Annotated in this window: 11 protein-coding genes; 5 read left to right on the forward strand and 6 right to left on the reverse strand. The window is 69.9% G+C overall.

The window, feature by feature from the left end:
- The first annotated feature begins 156 nt into the window (after nt 1-156).
- On the forward strand, nt 157-1,098 hold the full coding sequence (locus KOI35_RS07920) for an aldo/keto reductase (protein ID WP_215785359.1): 942 nt from the start codon (nt 157-159) through the stop codon (nt 1,096-1,098).
- 1 nt (nt 1,099) lies between these two features.
- Here the strand turns inward: KOI35_RS07920 and KOI35_RS07925 are convergent, their stop codons facing one another.
- The gene (locus tag KOI35_RS07925) at nt 1,100-2,689 is read right to left on the reverse strand and encodes a methyl-accepting chemotaxis protein (RefSeq protein ID WP_308120846.1); all 1,590 of its coding nucleotides are present in this window, start codon (nt 2,687-2,689) and stop codon (nt 1,100-1,102) included.
- Between the two features lie 145 nt (nt 2,690-2,834).
- The gene (locus tag KOI35_RS07930; RefSeq protein ID WP_246612644.1) at nt 2,835-3,932 is read right to left on the reverse strand and encodes a glycoside hydrolase family 19 protein; all 1,098 of its coding nucleotides are present in this window, start codon (nt 3,930-3,932) and stop codon (nt 2,835-2,837) included.
- 165 nt (nt 3,933-4,097) lie between these two features.
- On the opposite strand from KOI35_RS07930, the gene KOI35_RS07935 reads away from it, so the two are divergent.
- From KOI35_RS07935 to KOI35_RS07945, 3 genes are read left to right on the forward strand one after another with little or no spacing between them, the layout of a single operon-like run.
- Nucleotides 4,098-4,727 carry a hypothetical protein gene (locus KOI35_RS07935; RefSeq protein WP_215785360.1) on the forward strand — a complete coding sequence of 210 codons (630 nt, stop codon included), beginning with the start codon at nt 4,098-4,100 and terminating at the stop codon, nt 4,725-4,727.
- Nucleotides 4,724-5,179, forward strand: a complete 456-nt coding sequence (locus tag KOI35_RS07940) for a hypothetical protein (protein ID WP_215785361.1) — start codon at nt 4,724-4,726, stop codon at nt 5,177-5,179. The genes KOI35_RS07935 and KOI35_RS07940 overlap by 4 nt, the downstream gene beginning before the upstream one ends.
- Nucleotides 5,180-5,183: 4 nt before the next feature.
- A complete protein-coding gene (locus KOI35_RS07945; protein ID WP_215785362.1) occupies nt 5,184-5,588 on the forward strand; it encodes a hypothetical protein in 405 nt (134 codons plus the stop codon).
- A gap of 3 nt (nt 5,589-5,591) precedes the next feature.
- Here KOI35_RS07945 and KOI35_RS07950 read toward each other — a convergent pair whose 3' ends face one another.
- The 3 genes from KOI35_RS07950 to KOI35_RS07960 form a co-directional block, all read right to left on the reverse strand.
- On the reverse strand, nt 5,592-6,791 hold the full coding sequence (locus KOI35_RS07950) for an NYN domain-containing protein (RefSeq protein WP_215785363.1): 1,200 nt from the start codon (nt 6,789-6,791) through the stop codon (nt 5,592-5,594).
- Nucleotides 6,792-6,867: 76 nt separating this feature from the next.
- Entirely contained in the window at nt 6,868-7,929 is a 1,062-nt protein-coding gene (locus tag KOI35_RS07955) for a WD40 repeat domain-containing protein (protein WP_215785364.1), read from the reverse strand.
- Between the two features lie 165 nt (nt 7,930-8,094).
- Nucleotides 8,095-9,798 carry a YncE family protein gene (locus tag KOI35_RS07960; protein ID WP_215785365.1) on the reverse strand — a complete coding sequence of 568 codons (1,704 nt, stop codon included), beginning with the start codon at nt 9,796-9,798 and terminating at the stop codon, nt 8,095-8,097.
- 164 nt (nt 9,799-9,962) lie between these two features.
- Here KOI35_RS07960 and KOI35_RS07965 point away from each other — a divergent pair, with 164 nt between their 5' ends.
- The gene (locus KOI35_RS07965) at nt 9,963-12,368 is read left to right on the forward strand and encodes an RHS repeat domain-containing protein (RefSeq protein ID WP_215785366.1); all 2,406 of its coding nucleotides are present in this window, start codon (nt 9,963-9,965) and stop codon (nt 12,366-12,368) included.
- An 800-nt stretch (nt 12,369-13,168) separates the two neighbouring features.
- On the opposite strand, the gene KOI35_RS07970 is transcribed toward KOI35_RS07965, so the two are convergent.
- A complete protein-coding gene (locus tag KOI35_RS07970; RefSeq protein WP_215785367.1) occupies nt 13,169-15,892 on the reverse strand; it encodes an AfsR/SARP family transcriptional regulator in 2,724 nt (907 codons plus the stop codon).
- Nucleotides 15,893-15,930: the final 38 nt, after the last annotated feature.

Here is a 15,930-nt window from a genome sequence, read left to right on the forward strand (position 1 = left end):
TCCTCGACCGGGCGGGCCATCCAGGAGTCCCGTTTTCCTGGGACTACCAGAAACAGCCTGGGACCGGCAGAAGCAAGCTGTGGCGACGAACACGCGTGATTCGCACTCCTCGGGTACTTGAATGGTCGTACAAGATCGACGGCGGAAGGAACGACCATGAGCACTCTGGGCAGCAGCGGGATCGAGGTGTTCCCGCTGAACCTCGGCGGCAACGTATTCGGCTGGACCAGCGACGCGGCGACCTCGCACCGCATTCTCGACGCGTTCGTGGAAGCGGGCGGTAACTTCGTCGACACTGCGGACGGTTACTCGGCCTGGGTTCCCGGTAACTCGGGCGGCGAGTCCGAGACGATCATCGGCGACTGGTTCCAGGCTCGCGGCAACCGTGACCGCGTCGTCCTCGCCACCAAGGTCAGCCAGCATCCGCAGTTCCGGGGCCTTGCCGCCGCCAACGTCGCGGCCGCGGCCGACGCGTCACTGAGCCGGCTCAAGACCGACTACATCGACCTCTACTACGCGCACTACGACGACGCCAACACGCCGCTCGAGGAGACCGTGGGCGCGTTCGACGCGCTGGTCAAGGCGGGTAAGGTGCGCGCGATCGGCGTCTCCAACTACACCCCCGAGCGCATCCGCGAGTGGTTCGAGATCGCCCGGCGCGACCACCTCACGCTGCCGGTCGCCCTTCAACCCCATTACAACCTGGTTTCCCGTACGCCGTACGAGCGCGACATTCTCCCCATCGCCACCGCCGAGAACCTGGCCGTGCTGCCGTACTACGCGCTGGCCAGCGGATTCCTCACCGGTAAGTACCGCACCGAAGCCGACCTGAGCAGCGGCCCGCGCGGCGGTGGCGCCAAGGCGTACCTGACCGAGGAGGGCCTCGGCGTGATCAAGGTGCTGACCGGCATCGCCGACAACCACGGGGTCGAGCCGGCCACCGTCGCGCTGGCCTGGTTGCGTACGCGTCCGCAGATCGCCGCCCCGATCGCCAGTGCCCGTACGGTCGAGCAGCTCCCGGCCCTGATCACCTCGGCCACGCTCGCCCTCACGGCCGACGAGATCGCCACGCTGGACGAGGCTTCGCGCACGTTCTGAGCTAGAGGCGGTACGTCGACACTGTGCTCTGCAGGTCGGCGGCCGTGCGGGCCAGCTCGGAGGCGGTCTGCTGGGTCTCGGTCGCGCCCGAGGTCACCTGGTGGGCCGCCTGAGCGACGCCGGTGATGTTCTCGGCGATGCTGGTCGAGCCCTGCGCCGCCTGCCCGACACTGCGCGCGATCTCGGCCGTCGTCGCGGTCTGCTCCTCGACGGCGGCCGCGATCGTCGTCGCGTAGTCGTTGATCGTGCCGATCACCTCGGCGATCTGCCGGATCGCGTGGACGGCGTTGCCGGTCTCGTCCTGGATCGCCGACACCTGCGAGGTGATCTCCTGGGTGGCCCGCGCGGTCTCCTGGGCCAGATCCTTGACCTCGGCCGCCACCACCGCGAAGCCCTTGCCCGCCTCACCGGCCCGGGCGGCCTCGATGGTGGCGTTGAGCGCGAGCAGATTGGTCTGCTCGGCGATCGAAGTAATCAGGGCGACGACCGTACCGATCTGGGCCGACGCCTCGCCGAGCCGCGCGACGCTGGTGTTGGTCGACTCGGCCGTGCGGGCCGCTTCGGCCGCCACCCCGGCCGCCTCGTTGGCGCTGTTCGAGATCTCCCGGATCGACACGCCCATCTCGTCGGCGCCGGCCGCCACCGCCTGCACGCCCTGGGAGACCTGACCGGCCGAGTCGGAGACGGTGCTGACCTGCACCGACGTCTCCTCGGCGGAGGCGGCGAGCTCGGCTGACACCGCCGACAGCTGCTCGGACGCCGAGGCCAGCAGGTCCGAGTTCGCGTGCACCCGTCCGACCGTGCCGGCCATCGCCTCGGCGGTGTGGTTGAGCGTCTGCGCCATCCGGCCCACCTCGTCGGAGCTGGCCACCTGGACCCGTACGGTCAAATCGCCCTCACCGACCCGCTCCAGCGCGGTGACGCATTGAGTCAGAGGACGCACGATGAGCCGGGTGATGCCCAGCGCGAGCACGATCCCGAGCAGCGCGCCGCCGGCCAGCATGATGATGACCAGCCATTTCGTCGACTGGTAACGGCTCTCGGCGACGTGTTGCTGCGCCTCGGCGGCGGACACGGTGAGGTCGGCGAGCTGGGTCATCGGCGTACGGACGCCGTTCATCGCCTGGGCCAGCGGCCCGGTCCGCACGGTCTGCAATGCCGCCCGGTCCCGCAGCGCGGCCGTCGTCAGCACCTGGTTGTCGAGCACGTCGACGTACGCCGTCCAAGCCGTGGTGAAGTCGGTCTCGGCGGTCCGCATGGCGGCGCTGACCGGGTACGCCTCGAACGCGCCGGCGTACTCCTGCACCTGTTGCTGGTTGGTCGCGAGCGCCGTGCGGGCCTTGGTCCGTCCCGCGTCGTCGACGGCGAGCAGATAGTCGTTGACGCTCAGCCAGGTGCGGTTGACGGCGCTGCGCAGATTGCCCACCGTCTCGAGCTCGAGGCTGTGCTGATAGCCCGCGCCGACCTGCTTGTTCGTCTCGCCGAGGCTGCGCAGCGCGATCAGCCCGTCGGCCACGCTGAACAGGGTGACCGCCACGACCGCCAGCATGATCTTCGTACCGACCCGTCGGTCGGTGAGCAGACGCAGCACGCGTCCACTCCTGTTGTCAGCCGTCACACGAGCCCCCGGTCCGATGTTTCCCGCCCTGCTCAGCGAACACCGGATCCGGTCGTTGATGCGGCGAAACGGGAAAAGGGAGGCGCCGGTCGGCGCCTCCCTTCTCAAAGCTGGGACATCAGCAGTACAGGTTGCCCCCGGTCGGGACGCCCAGGATGCCGGCGAAGCGGGTGTAGAGGCTCACCCGGCTCGCCACCTGGCCCGAGTTGCCGCCGTTGCACTCGATGCTGTTGATGGCCCGGATCGTGGTGCCGAAGCCGCTACCGTTGACCATCGCGGTGTGCGAGGTCATGCCGGCCGCGCCGGTTCCGGTGTTCCAGTACCAGAGGCCGGTCTGCCACGAGATCGAGGAATTGGTGGCGACCAGGTTCGGGTTGCGCAGCAGGTCGATGCCGAGCGCGTTGCCCGCCGCGTAGTAGTTGAAGTTCCAGCTCAGCTGGATCGGGCCGCGACCGTGGTACGCGGACTGACCGGCCGGGCACCCGTACGACTGCGAGGTGTCGCAGTAGTGCGGCCAGTTGGCCTGGTTGATCTCGTCGATGTAGACCAGACCGCCGGTCTCGTGGCTGACGTTGGCGAGGAAGGCCGCGGCCTCCTGCTTCTTGACGGTGTCACTGCCCGAGGTCGCGAAGGTGGGGAACTTCTTCATGGCGTCGGTCAGACCGGCGTACGTGTAGAAGCCGTTCCGGCCCGGGAACATCGAGTTGAACTGGGCCTCGCTGACGACGAACCCGGACGTGCCACCGCCGCCGTTGTTGCCGCCACCGTTGTTGCCGCCCCCGCCGCTGCAGGAGTAGGGCGACCAGTACCAGGTGCTGATCACCGGGTCGTAGCCCGGGTTGTCGTGGGTGGCCTGGTAGTACTGCCCGTTGGTGTACCGGACGATCGCGCCGGTCGAGTACGGCTGCTGAGCGACCCAGTTCGGGTAGTTGCAGCCGCCGGTGTTCCCGCCACCGCCGCCGCTGTTGCCGTCACAGCCGCCGTTGTCCTGCCAGACGTTCGAGCCGCCCGTGCTGGGGGCCTCGCCCTGGGTCCACCACTTGGCGGTCCAGTTGCGGCCGTTGTAGGAGGCGGTCATGCCGCCGGTGTAGACCGCGCTGTTGTTGTAGGGCGTCACGCAGGCGGCAGCCGCCTGGGACATCGCCATAGGAGCCACCGCGCCGGCCACACCCAGGGTGAGGACGGCAAGCATCGTCAGCAGATGTTTTCTTTTCATGGCGGACCTTTTCTAGCGCCGGGGGGATGAAGGGCGCGCGCGGCACATTGACACAACCAAATACGAGGGTGGTTGGTCAATGCTTTCTGTAAAGAAACTTTATTCATTGCGCGAGACAAGCCCCGCTACCCTGACGCCCGAACCTGACTCCCGGAGGCGCCCGCGATGACCGCGAAGCCACGCCCGCACTCCCCGGGCGGCGGCGACGGCGGCGATCCGCCCCCACCGCGCCGCCGCACCCACGGCAGCGCCGACGGCGGCGACGCCGGCAACATCGCCGCGGCTCAAGCCAAGGTCACCGCAAAAGCCCAGGAGGGCCGAGCCGGCACCGCAGCGCGAGCGAGCAGCGGCGGCGGCGCGAGCCCGGTGACCGGACCGGCCGCGAAGATTCCGCTCCGCCCGCCCAACGCCGGTCGCCACAACCTGAACAGCGTCAAACTCAAGAGCCGCAGCGACGACAAGAACACCATCGTGCTGCCCGGCACCGACGTTCCCGGCGATCTGGCCGACATATCCGCCGGTCGCGGCGCTTGGGACCCGCAGACCAACACCTACGAGGTCAACGGTCGCAGATATGGTGTGGAATCAACCGGAACGACCTTCCCGGTCGACGGTCCCGGCTTCGTCAACCTCAACCGCTCGGAGTACAAGGTTCTGAAGAATCTGATCGGCGCGGACGGCGACATCGGCGCGGCTCGCGAGGCACTGCGCCGCGACCCGAGCGTGAGCGACGCGGACTGGACCCGGGCCCTCGACGTCTTCCAGCACCACAAGAGCTACCGAGGTGGCGCATGAGCTACGGCATTTACTTCGACAGCACGACGCCCGCCGAAGCGCTACGTCAGGCGTTGCACACCCTTTACAACGTCGCCCCGGAATTCGTCTACGTAGGACCGTACGAGCAGCTCAACTCCTATGGCGGCCCTGATCCGATCGTGCTCATCACACCAGTCGACGGGCCCTTCGGCCATGAACTCCAGGCCGGCGACAAGCTCCAGGAACTGACCCGGGCAACCCCGCTCGAACTGGCCCAGGCGGTCTGCCGAATCGCCCGCAGCCGCGCGCTGGTCGACGAGGGCAGCCCCGCCCCCGACTACTGGTTCCTGGTCGCCGCGGACGGCAGCTTCGGCCGGGTGATGACCGACCCCGATAACGAAGACCTGACCATCCTGTACGCCTTGGAGCCGATCTCCGGCGAGCCCGGACTCAAAGTCGTCCCCCCGCCCGACTGGGCGAAGACCTGGTAAGGCTATGAGCTACGGCTTCTGGCTGCGCGGCCACCCGGAGCGTGAACAGCTCGCCGAGGTCCTGGCCGAGCTCACGGGCAACGAGGTCGACGTTGGCGACGACGGCGAGGACGACCGCAACTGGGGCGCCCCGGTCAGTTGCACCATCACACCCCTTGCGGGCGACTTCGACTGGCATCTGGACGTCTACCTGTCCATCACGATCACCGATCCGCCATCGGAATCCGACGCCGCGGCCCTACTCGCCCAGAGCCTGGACACCGTCGTGGCCTACAAAGCAATGCCGCTCCCACCGAGCGACTTCTGGCTCGTCGGCCCCGACGGTGTGCGCACCCGGGCCCGGATCTACGACGAGGACAGCGACGACCTCCCGGCGGTCTATCGCATCGACGCCGTCGAACTCGACTGAAAATCAGCCGGTGAGCAGCCACTCCCGTACGGCGGAAGCTTCTTCGTCGGTGAAGGTCATCTCGGTGGCCTCGGCCCGGCTCAGCACGTTGGCCACGAAGGCCGCCCCGATCTCGTCGTTCGTGGGTGGCGGCTGTCGGAACAGCGGGCACCCGCCGAACGCCGCCCCCCGCACCACGAACGCCACCGCACCCCGGCTGACCGGCACGCCCTGGTCGCGCAGCCGGTCGCGGGACCAGCCGGTGCACTGGGTCAGGTTGAAGCGGTGCGACCCCGCATACGCCGCCAGCGTCTCGTAGATCGCCGGCCACCACGCCTGCGGCAGCCGGGGCAGGTCGAGCTGACCGGCCAGGCGTTCGACCGGCTCGGGCAGCGGCGGCCCGGGCGCGGTCGTCGAGCCCGGCTCGGGGGCGGTGTGCCGGGTGTCGTCCCACAGGAAGAGCTGCGACATCTGCAGGTCCGGCAGTTTCAGGCTGGCCACCGCGCGGGCGAAGCTGCCGAAGCCGAACCAGTTGCTGTCGGTGATCTCCTGGCCCAGCTGGACGCGCAGCCGGGCGGCCAGCGACGCCATGTTGAGCGGTTCCGTCGCCGCCTCGTACTCGCTGGTGATGAACGTGCGGAACGACTCGTCGGCCTCGACGTCGAACTCGTCGCCGAGTTCGACCGGCTCGCCCTGCACCAGCTCGAGCAGCTGCTGGCTGTCCAGCACGTGGTCGGCGATCGAGGTGAACGCCTCGGCCGCGTCGGCCGGGGACACGATCATCGTGCGGCGGTCGGAGCGGCGCAGGCGCTGCAGCAGCGGGGTCATGTCGGAGTCACCGGAGGCGACCACGAACTCGTCGTAGCGGGTGTCGGCCGACAACGCGTCCACGGCGTCGACCACGATGCGGATGTCGGCCGCGTTCTTGGTGCCGCTGTAGCGGGGGCAGTCGATGACGTCGAAGCCCGCCCGTACGAAACCGGGCCGGAACTTGGAGAAGTAGAGGCGGGTCTGATCGGTGGCGTAGACCCAGCCCGCCGGGTTGAGATAGCAGCGCAGCACCAGCCAGCGCCGCGGCGCCTCGGAGGTGGCGGTGACGGCCATCCGGCCGAGCCACGCTCCCGGGTCGCTGGCGAACTGCACGGCCGCTTCCGGATCCAGCTTGTAGAGCCCACCGAACACGTTGTCGAAGTCGAGATACAGCGCTGCTCGTACGTGGCTCACGATCGCAACCTACCAACGTCCAGCGAAAAGGGCCCGGGTCGCGTCGTCGCGGCCCGGGCCCGTTCTCACATCGGTGTCACTTGGTGGGAAGCCGCCACAGGCGGACCTTGTTCTCCTCGCCCGCGGTGATCAGGCGCTTGCCGTCGGGGGTGATCCGCACCGACCAGACCCGGCCGAGGTGCCCGGTCAGCGTCGAGCCGACCTGTTCGCCGGTGGTCGCGGCCCACACCCGTACGGTCCCGTCGTCGCTGCCGGTGACCAGCAGCTTGCCGTTCGGGGTGAACCGCATCGCCCGCACCGGCCCGGTGTGCCCGGCCAGCGGCTCGGTGGCCGGCTGCCGGGACGCCATGTTCCACAGCTGCACGGTGTTGTCGCCGCCCGACGAGGTGGCCAGCAGCTTGCCGCCCTTGCTGAAGGTCAGGGCGTAGACGGGCCCGGCGTTGCTGGTGAGCGCTTCGCCGGCCGGCTCACCGGTGGTGGCGTTCCACAGCCGTACGGCGCTGCCACCACCCGAGGCGGCCAGGAGCCGGCCGTTCGGGCTGAAACTCACCGCGTAGACCGGGCCGGATCCGACCGTCAGCGGCGTGCCGACGGGGAGGCCGGTGCTGGTCTGCCACAGCCGTACGGTGTTGTCGACGCCCGTGGTCGCCAGACGCTCGCCGTTCGGGCTGAACACAGCCAGGCGCACCCCGCCCGCGTGCCCGTTCACGGTGCGTACGAGTTCGCCGGTCGCCTGGTTCCACAGCCGGACCGTGCCGTCGTCGCCGGCCGTGGCGATCAGGTCGCCGGTGGGGCTGTAGGTCACCCAGCGCACGGCCCCGACGTGACCGGCCAGTGCCGTCCCGGCCTGCTGCCCGGTCGTGATGTCCCAGCGGGTCACGTCGCCGGTGCCGGCCACGGCCAGCTCACTGCCGTCCGGGCTGAACGCGAGCGAGTTGACCGGTCCCCGGTATCCCTTGATCGGCGGCGCGGCCCGGCGTCCGGTGGTCGCGCTCCACAGCCGGATCGACGCCTGGCTGACGGTGGCGAACACCTTGCCGTCCGGCCGCAGCGCGATGATCCCGGACGCGCCCGGCACCACGGTGCGCGGCCGGGCGGCGTCGCTGGCACGCGCCACGGTGGCGTTGAGTGCGAGCATCCCGATCAGGGCAACTGCGACAGCCCACCCGGCGCGGCGCAGGTGGCCGGCGACCGTAGAGTCACCGCGAGTGTCTTTACGATCTCTCTTGGTAGTCACTCCGGCACGGTAACGACCCTGCGTACGGGATTTTCGCGCTCTTGACCGGGGTTCATCCGGCCGGGGTCATTTGGTGTAAGTGAAGTATTTCCAGGCGCCGGCTGTCGTGTAATTGAGGCTGTCGCCGGACGTGCCGGTGACGTAGTCGGCGCGTACCCGGAACTTCTTGCCGACCTTGGCCCCGGTGACGAACGTGAAAGACGCCTTGCCGGCCGAGCTGAGCTTGGTGTCCCGCCCCGACCACAGCACCCACTTGCTGCCCGACCACACCTCGATGGTGGTGCGCACCTTGCGGTTCGTGGCCGCGGTCATGGTCTGGGTGACGAGCGGGTCGGCCGACGACCGGAAGTACTGGTACGACAGCGTGCCCATCTTCGCGGTCTTGTAGTGCCGGGTCAGCGCCGTGCTGGCGCTCACTCGCGTACGCGCGTAGGCGATCACCGAACGGGCCTGGTACCCGGCGTCACCGGTGAACTTGGCGACGATGTTCGTAGTGCGGGTCAGCTTGAAGGTGGTGCTGACCTTGCCCGCCTTGTCGGCCGTGGCCCGCTTGAGCAGCCGGTTCGGCTGGTCGGTGCCGGCCGGGTCGGCCCAGATCTCGACGACCCGGTTGGTGGCGGTCTTCCCCAGTGTCGCGGTGAAGGTCGCGGTCGTCCCGTACGCGTAGACGGCGCTCGGCGTGAGCGTCAGCGACGGCGTCAGAAGCGGGGCCGGTACGTCCTTGGTGGGCTCCTCGACCACGTACAGCGAGCTCTCGCCGAGCGTCGAGACCGTGAGAGCGGCCAGGCGCGCGCCACCCGGTTCCCAGGCCATGCCGGACAGTCCGCCGCCGGCGCTCAGCTCCATGACCCGCGTGTGCGTGGTCGAGCCGGCCGGAACGAACTGGACGCTGACCGAGTAGGGACCCCCGTTGGCGGTCGCGAACCAGCCGTTCGAGGCGACGTCCAGCGCGACCGAACTGTTCATCGCCTTGTTGCCGGTGACCGCCAGATCGGTCGCCGACAGGTACGCGATGCCCTTCTCACCGGCCACCATCAAGGTGGCGCCGTCCGCGGTGAACCGCAGGTCGCGGAAGTTGATCACGTAATCGAAGTTGAGATTGCTCCGGTACGCGATCTGGCGCTCGGTCGTCCCGGACGTGTCGAACAGCGCGATCGCACCGCTCGTGATGCCCGGCCCGGTGGTCACCGCGAGCAGGTTCGGGTTGGTCGGGCTGACCGCGATCAGCAGGTCGTTCATGCCCTCCCACGGATTGAGGTCTTCGAACTCGTGCGCCCGGGCCTCGCCGGTGGCCAGATCGAGAACACCGAAAACGCCACCCCGTGCGGCGTACCAGAGGCGGCTGCCGGCCCGCACGAGCTCGGTCGGACTGCCGTACACCGGAAAGGTCTTGATCTCGGCCAGGGTGTCGGCTCGCAGCGCCACGATCGACGCCTCGTCGCGCACCGCCGCATAGACGGTGTTCGAGTCGGCCGACAGCGCCAGCCCGTTGACCTGGGTCAGCCCGGTGGCCGTGGCCGCGGTCGTGCCGTCGTAGTTCAGCGCGACGACTTTCCCGGCGCTGGGGTCGGAGACCAGCACGCGCCGGTGCGCCTTGTCGACGATCACCCGGTCGACCGAGGTGAACTTCGCCGTCGTCTTGCGCGCGGGCGGCGCCGTCACCTGGACCGGGACCGTTTCCGCGGTGGCGGTGCCGGTCACGACGTAGAACAGGGTGCCGGTTACCCCGGCGAGCACGGTGGCCGCGATGACGGCACGGGCGGATTTCACGCGCGGAGTATAGGGGGCCGTATGGGGCGGTGCAGAAATTGTCGTACGCCTATGTCATGCTCCCGGCATTCGGGCCGCAACGAGGCCCATCGATCCGCACGGGGGAACGCATGCACAGGCGTGTGTTGTCACTCTTACTCGCTTCTACGCTCACGCTCGGGGCCGTGGGCCTCGGCGCCGCACCGGCCTTCGCCACCGACGGCGGTCCGGGCGACCTCACCACGGCCGACCAGGCGTGTGTCACCACGTCGCCCGGCCCCTATCTGAGCCCCATGCGCCTCAACGACGCCCACGCCGTCGCGCTCGAGGGCAGGTACGACACCTCGGTCTGGGGCGCGGAACCGACCGCCGACTTCCAGGTCTGGGACACCGCCCACCCCGACCAGCCGCAGGACTGGAGCGAGCGCGCCGGGGCGTTGAACGGCACGGTCCGGGTCCAGCTCGAAGACGAGGACCGCCAGCTGGACGGCGTTACGTACGCCTGGAAGGTCCGAGTGCTCAACGCCTCGGACGCCTCGCCGTGGAGTGACACCTGCTACTACACGGTCGACCGCGACGGTGGCCCGGCGCCGGCCGTCTCCACGGACGACTTCCCGGCCGGCGACACCCCCGTCGGCGAGATCGGAGTCGCCGGCTCGTTCACCTTCACGCCGGCCGCCGACGACACGGTCCGCTACATCTGGTCGGTCTGGGACGGCGTCGACTCCGGCTCCACCACCGGCGATCAGACCGTCCCGGCCTCCCCGACCGGCGGCCCGGTCACGGTCAGCTGGAAGCCACGCACGTCGGGCCCCACCGGGCTGACGGTCTACGCGATCGACCGCGCCGGCAACTACTCGGACCGGCAGCACTACGACTTCACGGTGCGCGAGACGCGGCCCAGCGTCTTCTCGGCGGCCTACCAGGACAACTCGGGCTACGGCGACCTGAAATACAACGTCGGCGTTCCGGGCGAGTTCGAGTTCTCGTCCAACGTCGGTGACACGTCGTCCTTCACCTGGCACATCGACGAAGACGGCCCGTCGGGCAGCACCGACGCCGACGCTGACGGCAAGGCCACCGTGATGATCGCGCCGACCAGGGCCGGGCGTCAGACCCTTTACGTACGCGCGATCACCCGCGACGGTGTGCCACACCCGGAGCAGGCCTACCGGTTCTACGTCGACAATGGACCCCTGGTCACCGGCGACATCAATCGGGGCGTGGTCCGCGGGTCCTCGCTCAATTTCCACCTCGCGCCACGGACCAGCGACGTGACGTCGTACGTCCACTGGGACGTCGACTACAACTCCGCCGATGGGCCCAAGACCACCATCCCGGCCCGAGCCGACGGCACGGCCGACCTGACCTGGGCCGCCGACAACAGCAACGAGAGCACACGCGGCGTACGCGTGCAGGCGCGCAGCGCCGACGGCTCGCTGTCCGAGCCGCGCTGGCTGGGGATCTACGTCGACGGAGCCCGCCCTCAGGTCACCCGCACCGGCGGTGAGCTGGTCGGCACGACCGCAACGATCAAGGCACGCACCGAGATGGTGAACCCCACGGAGTACGAGGCAGTCCTCAACCGCGACCCCGCGACCAAGCAGGTCGTGCCGGCGGCGGCCGACGGCACCGCGACGTTCGAGTTCCCGGTGACCAAGGCCGAATACACCTATGTCACCGTGATCGCGCGCAACGCCGCCGGCGTGCACACCGACGAGGGCAGCACCTCCTGGTCGGTGACCAACGGCCCGGTGATCACGTCGACCGACTTCCCGGCGAGCGGCGGAGGCCACATGACCCCCGGCACGTTCACCCTGAAGGCCCGGCAGGCGGGGGCGACCAGGTTCGTCTACTCGATCAGCAGCGCCGGCATCTACGACGTCGAGGTCCCGGTCGGTGCCGACGGCACGGCCACCGTGGCGTGGACGCCGAAGAACTCAGGCTACTTCGACCTGACCGCGACGAGCCGGACGGCGAGCGGCGCCCGCTCGACCGAGTCCCGCTACGAGTTCTTCATCCAGGCCGATCCCGTGACGGTCACCGCGGTGTCGCCCACCACGGTGCCGACCGGCGGCGTCCGCACGCTCACCATCACCGGCTCGGGCTTCCACACCGGCAACTACGCCTACGTCTACCCGTCCGACGGCAGCTACGCGGCCGGCACGATCACCGCGGTGTCCGCCGACCGCAAGACCCTCACGATCACGGTCGACCTGACCGGCGCCGCACCCGGCCCGGTGACGGTGGGCGTCCAGCCCGACGGCTACAACCCGTCGGTCAAGCTCATGAACGCCTTCACGATCGTCGCCCAGCCTTCGCTCAAGGTGGTCACCAAGCCCACCATCACCGGCGCGGCAAAGGTCGGCACCCGTCTGAAGGCGTCAACCGGCACGTGGAACCCGAAGGCGACAACCTTCACCTACCAGTGGTCAGCCGCCGGCGAGCCGATCAGCGACGCGACCGCCGCCACCTACCGCATCCGCCCCGCCGACCTGGGCAAGAAACTGACGGTCGCGGTGACCGCCACCAAGCCCGGCTACACCGCAACAACCGCCAAGTCAGCCCCCACCCCCAGGGTCACCAAGTAGTCAGTTCCGCGGCCGCCCCACCTCCGGGGCGGCAGCGGCCCGCCCGGCAACGCCTGCAGCCGGCCGAGTCGGTCGCCTGCGCCCGCTTCAAATGTCCCGATTTGCTGGTTACGCTCAGGCGGCGGAAGAGGCCCGCGCCCGGCCGTCAATCCGACGCGGACCCCTTCTCTGGTAAGACGGCTCCATCTAGGTCAACGCCTAGGTGGGGCCGCAGCCGTTGAGGGCTGTTACCAGCCCCGCGACGGCGGTCACCAGAGTGGCGACGCCGTACACCCACCTCAACACGCGGTCACGGCGTTGAGGCGTTTCGGCCTGTCGTGTCACTACTTCACCTCCTTCCCGGCACTTCTGCGCGGCCGAGCCGACGCCGTCCGCGCGCGAGCCTTGGCAACATGTTGAGGAAGATTCGTCATGTTTTAAAGGCATCTGTGGTGTTATGCGCATAAAAAGCGAAAACGCAGGAGCCGAATTACTCACAGTCTCGAAACCTGAACAGTTCACTACCGAAGCGCGCGCTTCTGATTGGCGGACCGCATCGATTGGCAGCTCTTTGGGTAGCGACTCCGGAGCGCGCTTCACAGTTCGGAGATTGGCCCTGAACAGGGGATTTACCCAGCGAGACGATTCCTCGAGACGGCATCGAATCGCCGATGAAAGGGAATCGGCCCTCTATAAACTCCCGGTATGCCTGACCTTGTCGTGACGAAGGCGAGACCGACCGGCAGCTTCCACCGCCGATCGGTCTCGTCGTCGTTGGACACGTCGGCGGAGTGGCAGGCCCGGCGGCCTGACCAGGAGCGCTATTGGGCCAGCTCGGCGTCCAGGCGCTGGGCGGCCAGCGGGTCGACGGTGCGCAGCAGGGTCACCGCCTGGCGCCAGACCCGCCGGGCGTCCTCCTCGCGGCCGAACGCGCGGTACGCGTGCCCCATGTTGTCCAACGTGGAGGCCTCGCCGTGGCGGTCCTCGATCTCCTGGGAGAGTGCCAGCGACGTCATGTAACACGCGAACGCCTCGTCGAAGTCGCCGAGACCGACGTGGCACAGGCCGAGGCTGTCCCAGGCGTTGGCCTGGCCGAAACGGTCACCGCTCTCCTGGTGGATCTCCAGGGCCTGCCGGCACAGCCGTACGCCCTCGGCGTGCTCGCCCAGCTTGGCCAGGTTGAAGCCGAGGGAGTTGAGCGCGCTCGCCCGCCCGTCCCGGTTGCCGGCCGCGGTGAACCCCTCGAGCGCGGCCCGCCCGTGGGTCAGCGCCACCCGCAGCTCGTTCCGGTAGGCGGCGACGCGCCCCAGCCCGCGGTGGGCCTGGGCCTGCCCCTGCGGGTCGCCGAGCGCGGTGAACTCGTCGAGCGCGACGGTCAGTTCGGCGTGCGCCTCGTCGTAGCGGTTGAGCCGGATCAACGCGATGCCCAGCAGTCGCCGCGCGTGGGCCCCGGCCGCCCGGTCACCCAGCGCTGCCGCGGCCTCGATCGCGATCCGCTGGACGGCCAGCCATTCCTGGTAGGAGCCCCGGCGATGGGCGTAGGTGGTCAGCGACCAGGCCAACTGCCAGGCGGGCCGGTGGCGGCCCGACTCGGAAGCGGCCACGACGAGCGGATGCAGGGCCGGCCACTCGGCGTCGAACCAGGCTCGGGCGCCAAGATCGCCGCCGATCGGCGCGCGGGTGACACCGACGGCGGTCATCGGCAGGTCGAGGGCCCGGCGGACCGGGCCGAGCTTCCCGTCGGCGTCGGCCGCGGCCAGGACATAGTGGTTCAGCAGGCGGTCCAGCGCGGCGTCCCGGTCATCGTCGGCGAGCATTTCCATCCCGTACGCCCGCAGAAGGTCATGGGCCGACCACCGGCCGGGCGTGGACTCGGCGATCATGTGGGCCCGGGTCAGCTCGGCCAGCCGCTGCCGCACCAGCTCCGGCGGCTCCCCGGCCAGGCTGGCCGCCGCGGCGAGGCCGATGTCGGCGCCGGGGTGCAGGCTGAGCAGCCGGAAGAGCCGGGCCGCGCCGGCGCCGAGTGCGCGATACGAGCACCAGAAGACCGTCCGTACGTCAACGGCAGGGTCGTCGGTAGCGAGCACGCCGAGCGCGTCGCGGGCCTCGCGCAGCTCGTCGGCGAGCACTCGCAAAGGGCGCGTTCCGGCGTGTGCGGCGGCGATGGCCAGCGCCAGCGGCAGACCGGAGCAGGCGGCGGTGATGTCGCGGGCCGCTTCCGGTTCCCGGGCCACCGGGCGTACACCCAACCGTTCGCTGAGCAGGGCGGTGCCGTCGTCGGTCGAGAACGGCTCGACCGCCAGCCGGTGCGCACCCTGCGCCACGACGAGCCCGTCCAGGCGGCGACGGCTGGTGACGAGCACCAGTGAGCCCGAGCCGGCGGGCAGCAGCGGGCGCACCTGGTCGACCGAGGCCGCGTCGTCCAGCAGCACCAGCATCCTGCGGTCGGCCAGCATCCCCCGGTACAGGGCGGTCCGCGCGTCGAGGCCGGCCGGGATCGACGCGCGCGACACCCCGAGCGTCTCGAGCAGCCCGCCGACCGCCTCGGCCGGGTCCACCGGTGGCGCCGTGGGGTGGAAGCCGCGCAGTCCGGCGAACAGCTGACCGTCGGGATACATCCGGCGTACGCGGTGGGCCCAGTGGACGGCCAGCGTGGTCTTGCCCACCCCGGGCATGCCGGGCAGCACGACCACGGTCGTCCCGATCCCGGCGTCACGTCCGCGGCGGGCCACGTCGTCCAGCCACGTCAGGTGCTCGGTGCGGCCGACGAACCCGCGAACGGCGCCGGGCAGGTGCGCCGGTTCGGCCGCCTCGCGCAGCAGCGAGACGTGCAGGGCGGACAGGTCGGAGCCGGGGCTGGTGCCCAACTCGTCGGCGAGGCGGCGGCGCGTGGTCTCGTACCGGTCGAGTGCCTCGCTGGTGCGTCCGTCGGCGGCGAGCGCTCGCATCAGCACCTCGACCGGCGGTTCGGACAGCGGGAAGTCGTCCACGACGCGGGCCAGCGCGTCGATCACCTCGGCCGGGCGCCCGCAGCGTACGGACGCGTCGGCCCACCCCACGGTCGCCTCGACGACGTTGAGCCGGAGCCGCTCGCGGGTCCGCTCGGCCCACGAGCCGGTGAGCCCGGAGAGCGGTTCTCCGCGCCACAGGTCCAGCGCCGCACGCCAGCGGGCCGCCCGTTCCGCGGCGTCCCCGGCCTCGCGGGCCAGGGCGATCAGCTGCTCGAACCGGTGCAGGTCGACCTGCAGCGGGTCGGCGTCGATGCGGTACGCACCGTCATGGCGTACGAGATCGGTCCGGGTCTGATCGAGCAGCCGCCGGATCCGGGTCACGTGGGTGTGCAGGGTCCGCCGGGCCTGTGCGGGTGGCTCGTCGCCCCAGACCCGCTCGATGAGCCGCTCGACCGGAACCGGCCGACCGGCGTCGACGAGCAGAGCCGCGAGGACGAGGTGCTGCTGCGGCCGCACCGGCGGACCGAGCAGGCGCCCGCCGTAGCGGATCTCGACCGGCCCCAGGACCCGGAACTGCGCACCGCTCTCGTCCATCGACAGCCATCGTCGCAACGCTGTCAACATTCCGGCCC

The organism is Paractinoplanes bogorensis (genome assembly GCF_018829635.1).
Lineage (GTDB): Bacteria > Actinomycetota > Actinomycetes > Mycobacteriales > Micromonosporaceae > Actinoplanes > Actinoplanes bogorensis.

Bases quoted from the DNA above. Each gene is read 5' to 3' on its own strand.
- KOI35_RS07920 (WP_215785359.1), top strand. From the start codon at position 157: ATGAGCACTCTGGGCAGCAGCGGGATCGAGGTGTTCCCGCTGAACCTC.
- KOI35_RS07930 (WP_246612644.1), bottom strand. From the start codon at position 3,932: ATGAAAAGAAAACATCTGCTGACGATGCTTGCCGTCCTCACCCTGGGT.
- KOI35_RS07935 (WP_215785360.1), top strand. From the start codon at position 4,098: ATGACCGCGAAGCCACGCCCGCACTCCCCGGGCGGCGGCGACGGCGGC.
- KOI35_RS07940 (WP_215785361.1), top strand. From the start codon at position 4,724: ATGAGCTACGGCATTTACTTCGACAGCACGACGCCCGCCGAAGCGCTA.
- KOI35_RS07945 (WP_215785362.1), top strand. From the start codon at position 5,184: ATGAGCTACGGCTTCTGGCTGCGCGGCCACCCGGAGCGTGAACAGCTC.
- KOI35_RS07955 (WP_215785364.1), bottom strand. From the start codon at position 7,929: ATGCTCGCACTCAACGCCACCGTGGCGCGTGCCAGCGACGCCGCCCGG.
- KOI35_RS07970 (WP_215785367.1), bottom strand. From the start codon at position 15,892: ATGGACGAGAGCGGTGCGCAGTTCCGGGTCCTGGGGCCGGTCGAGATC.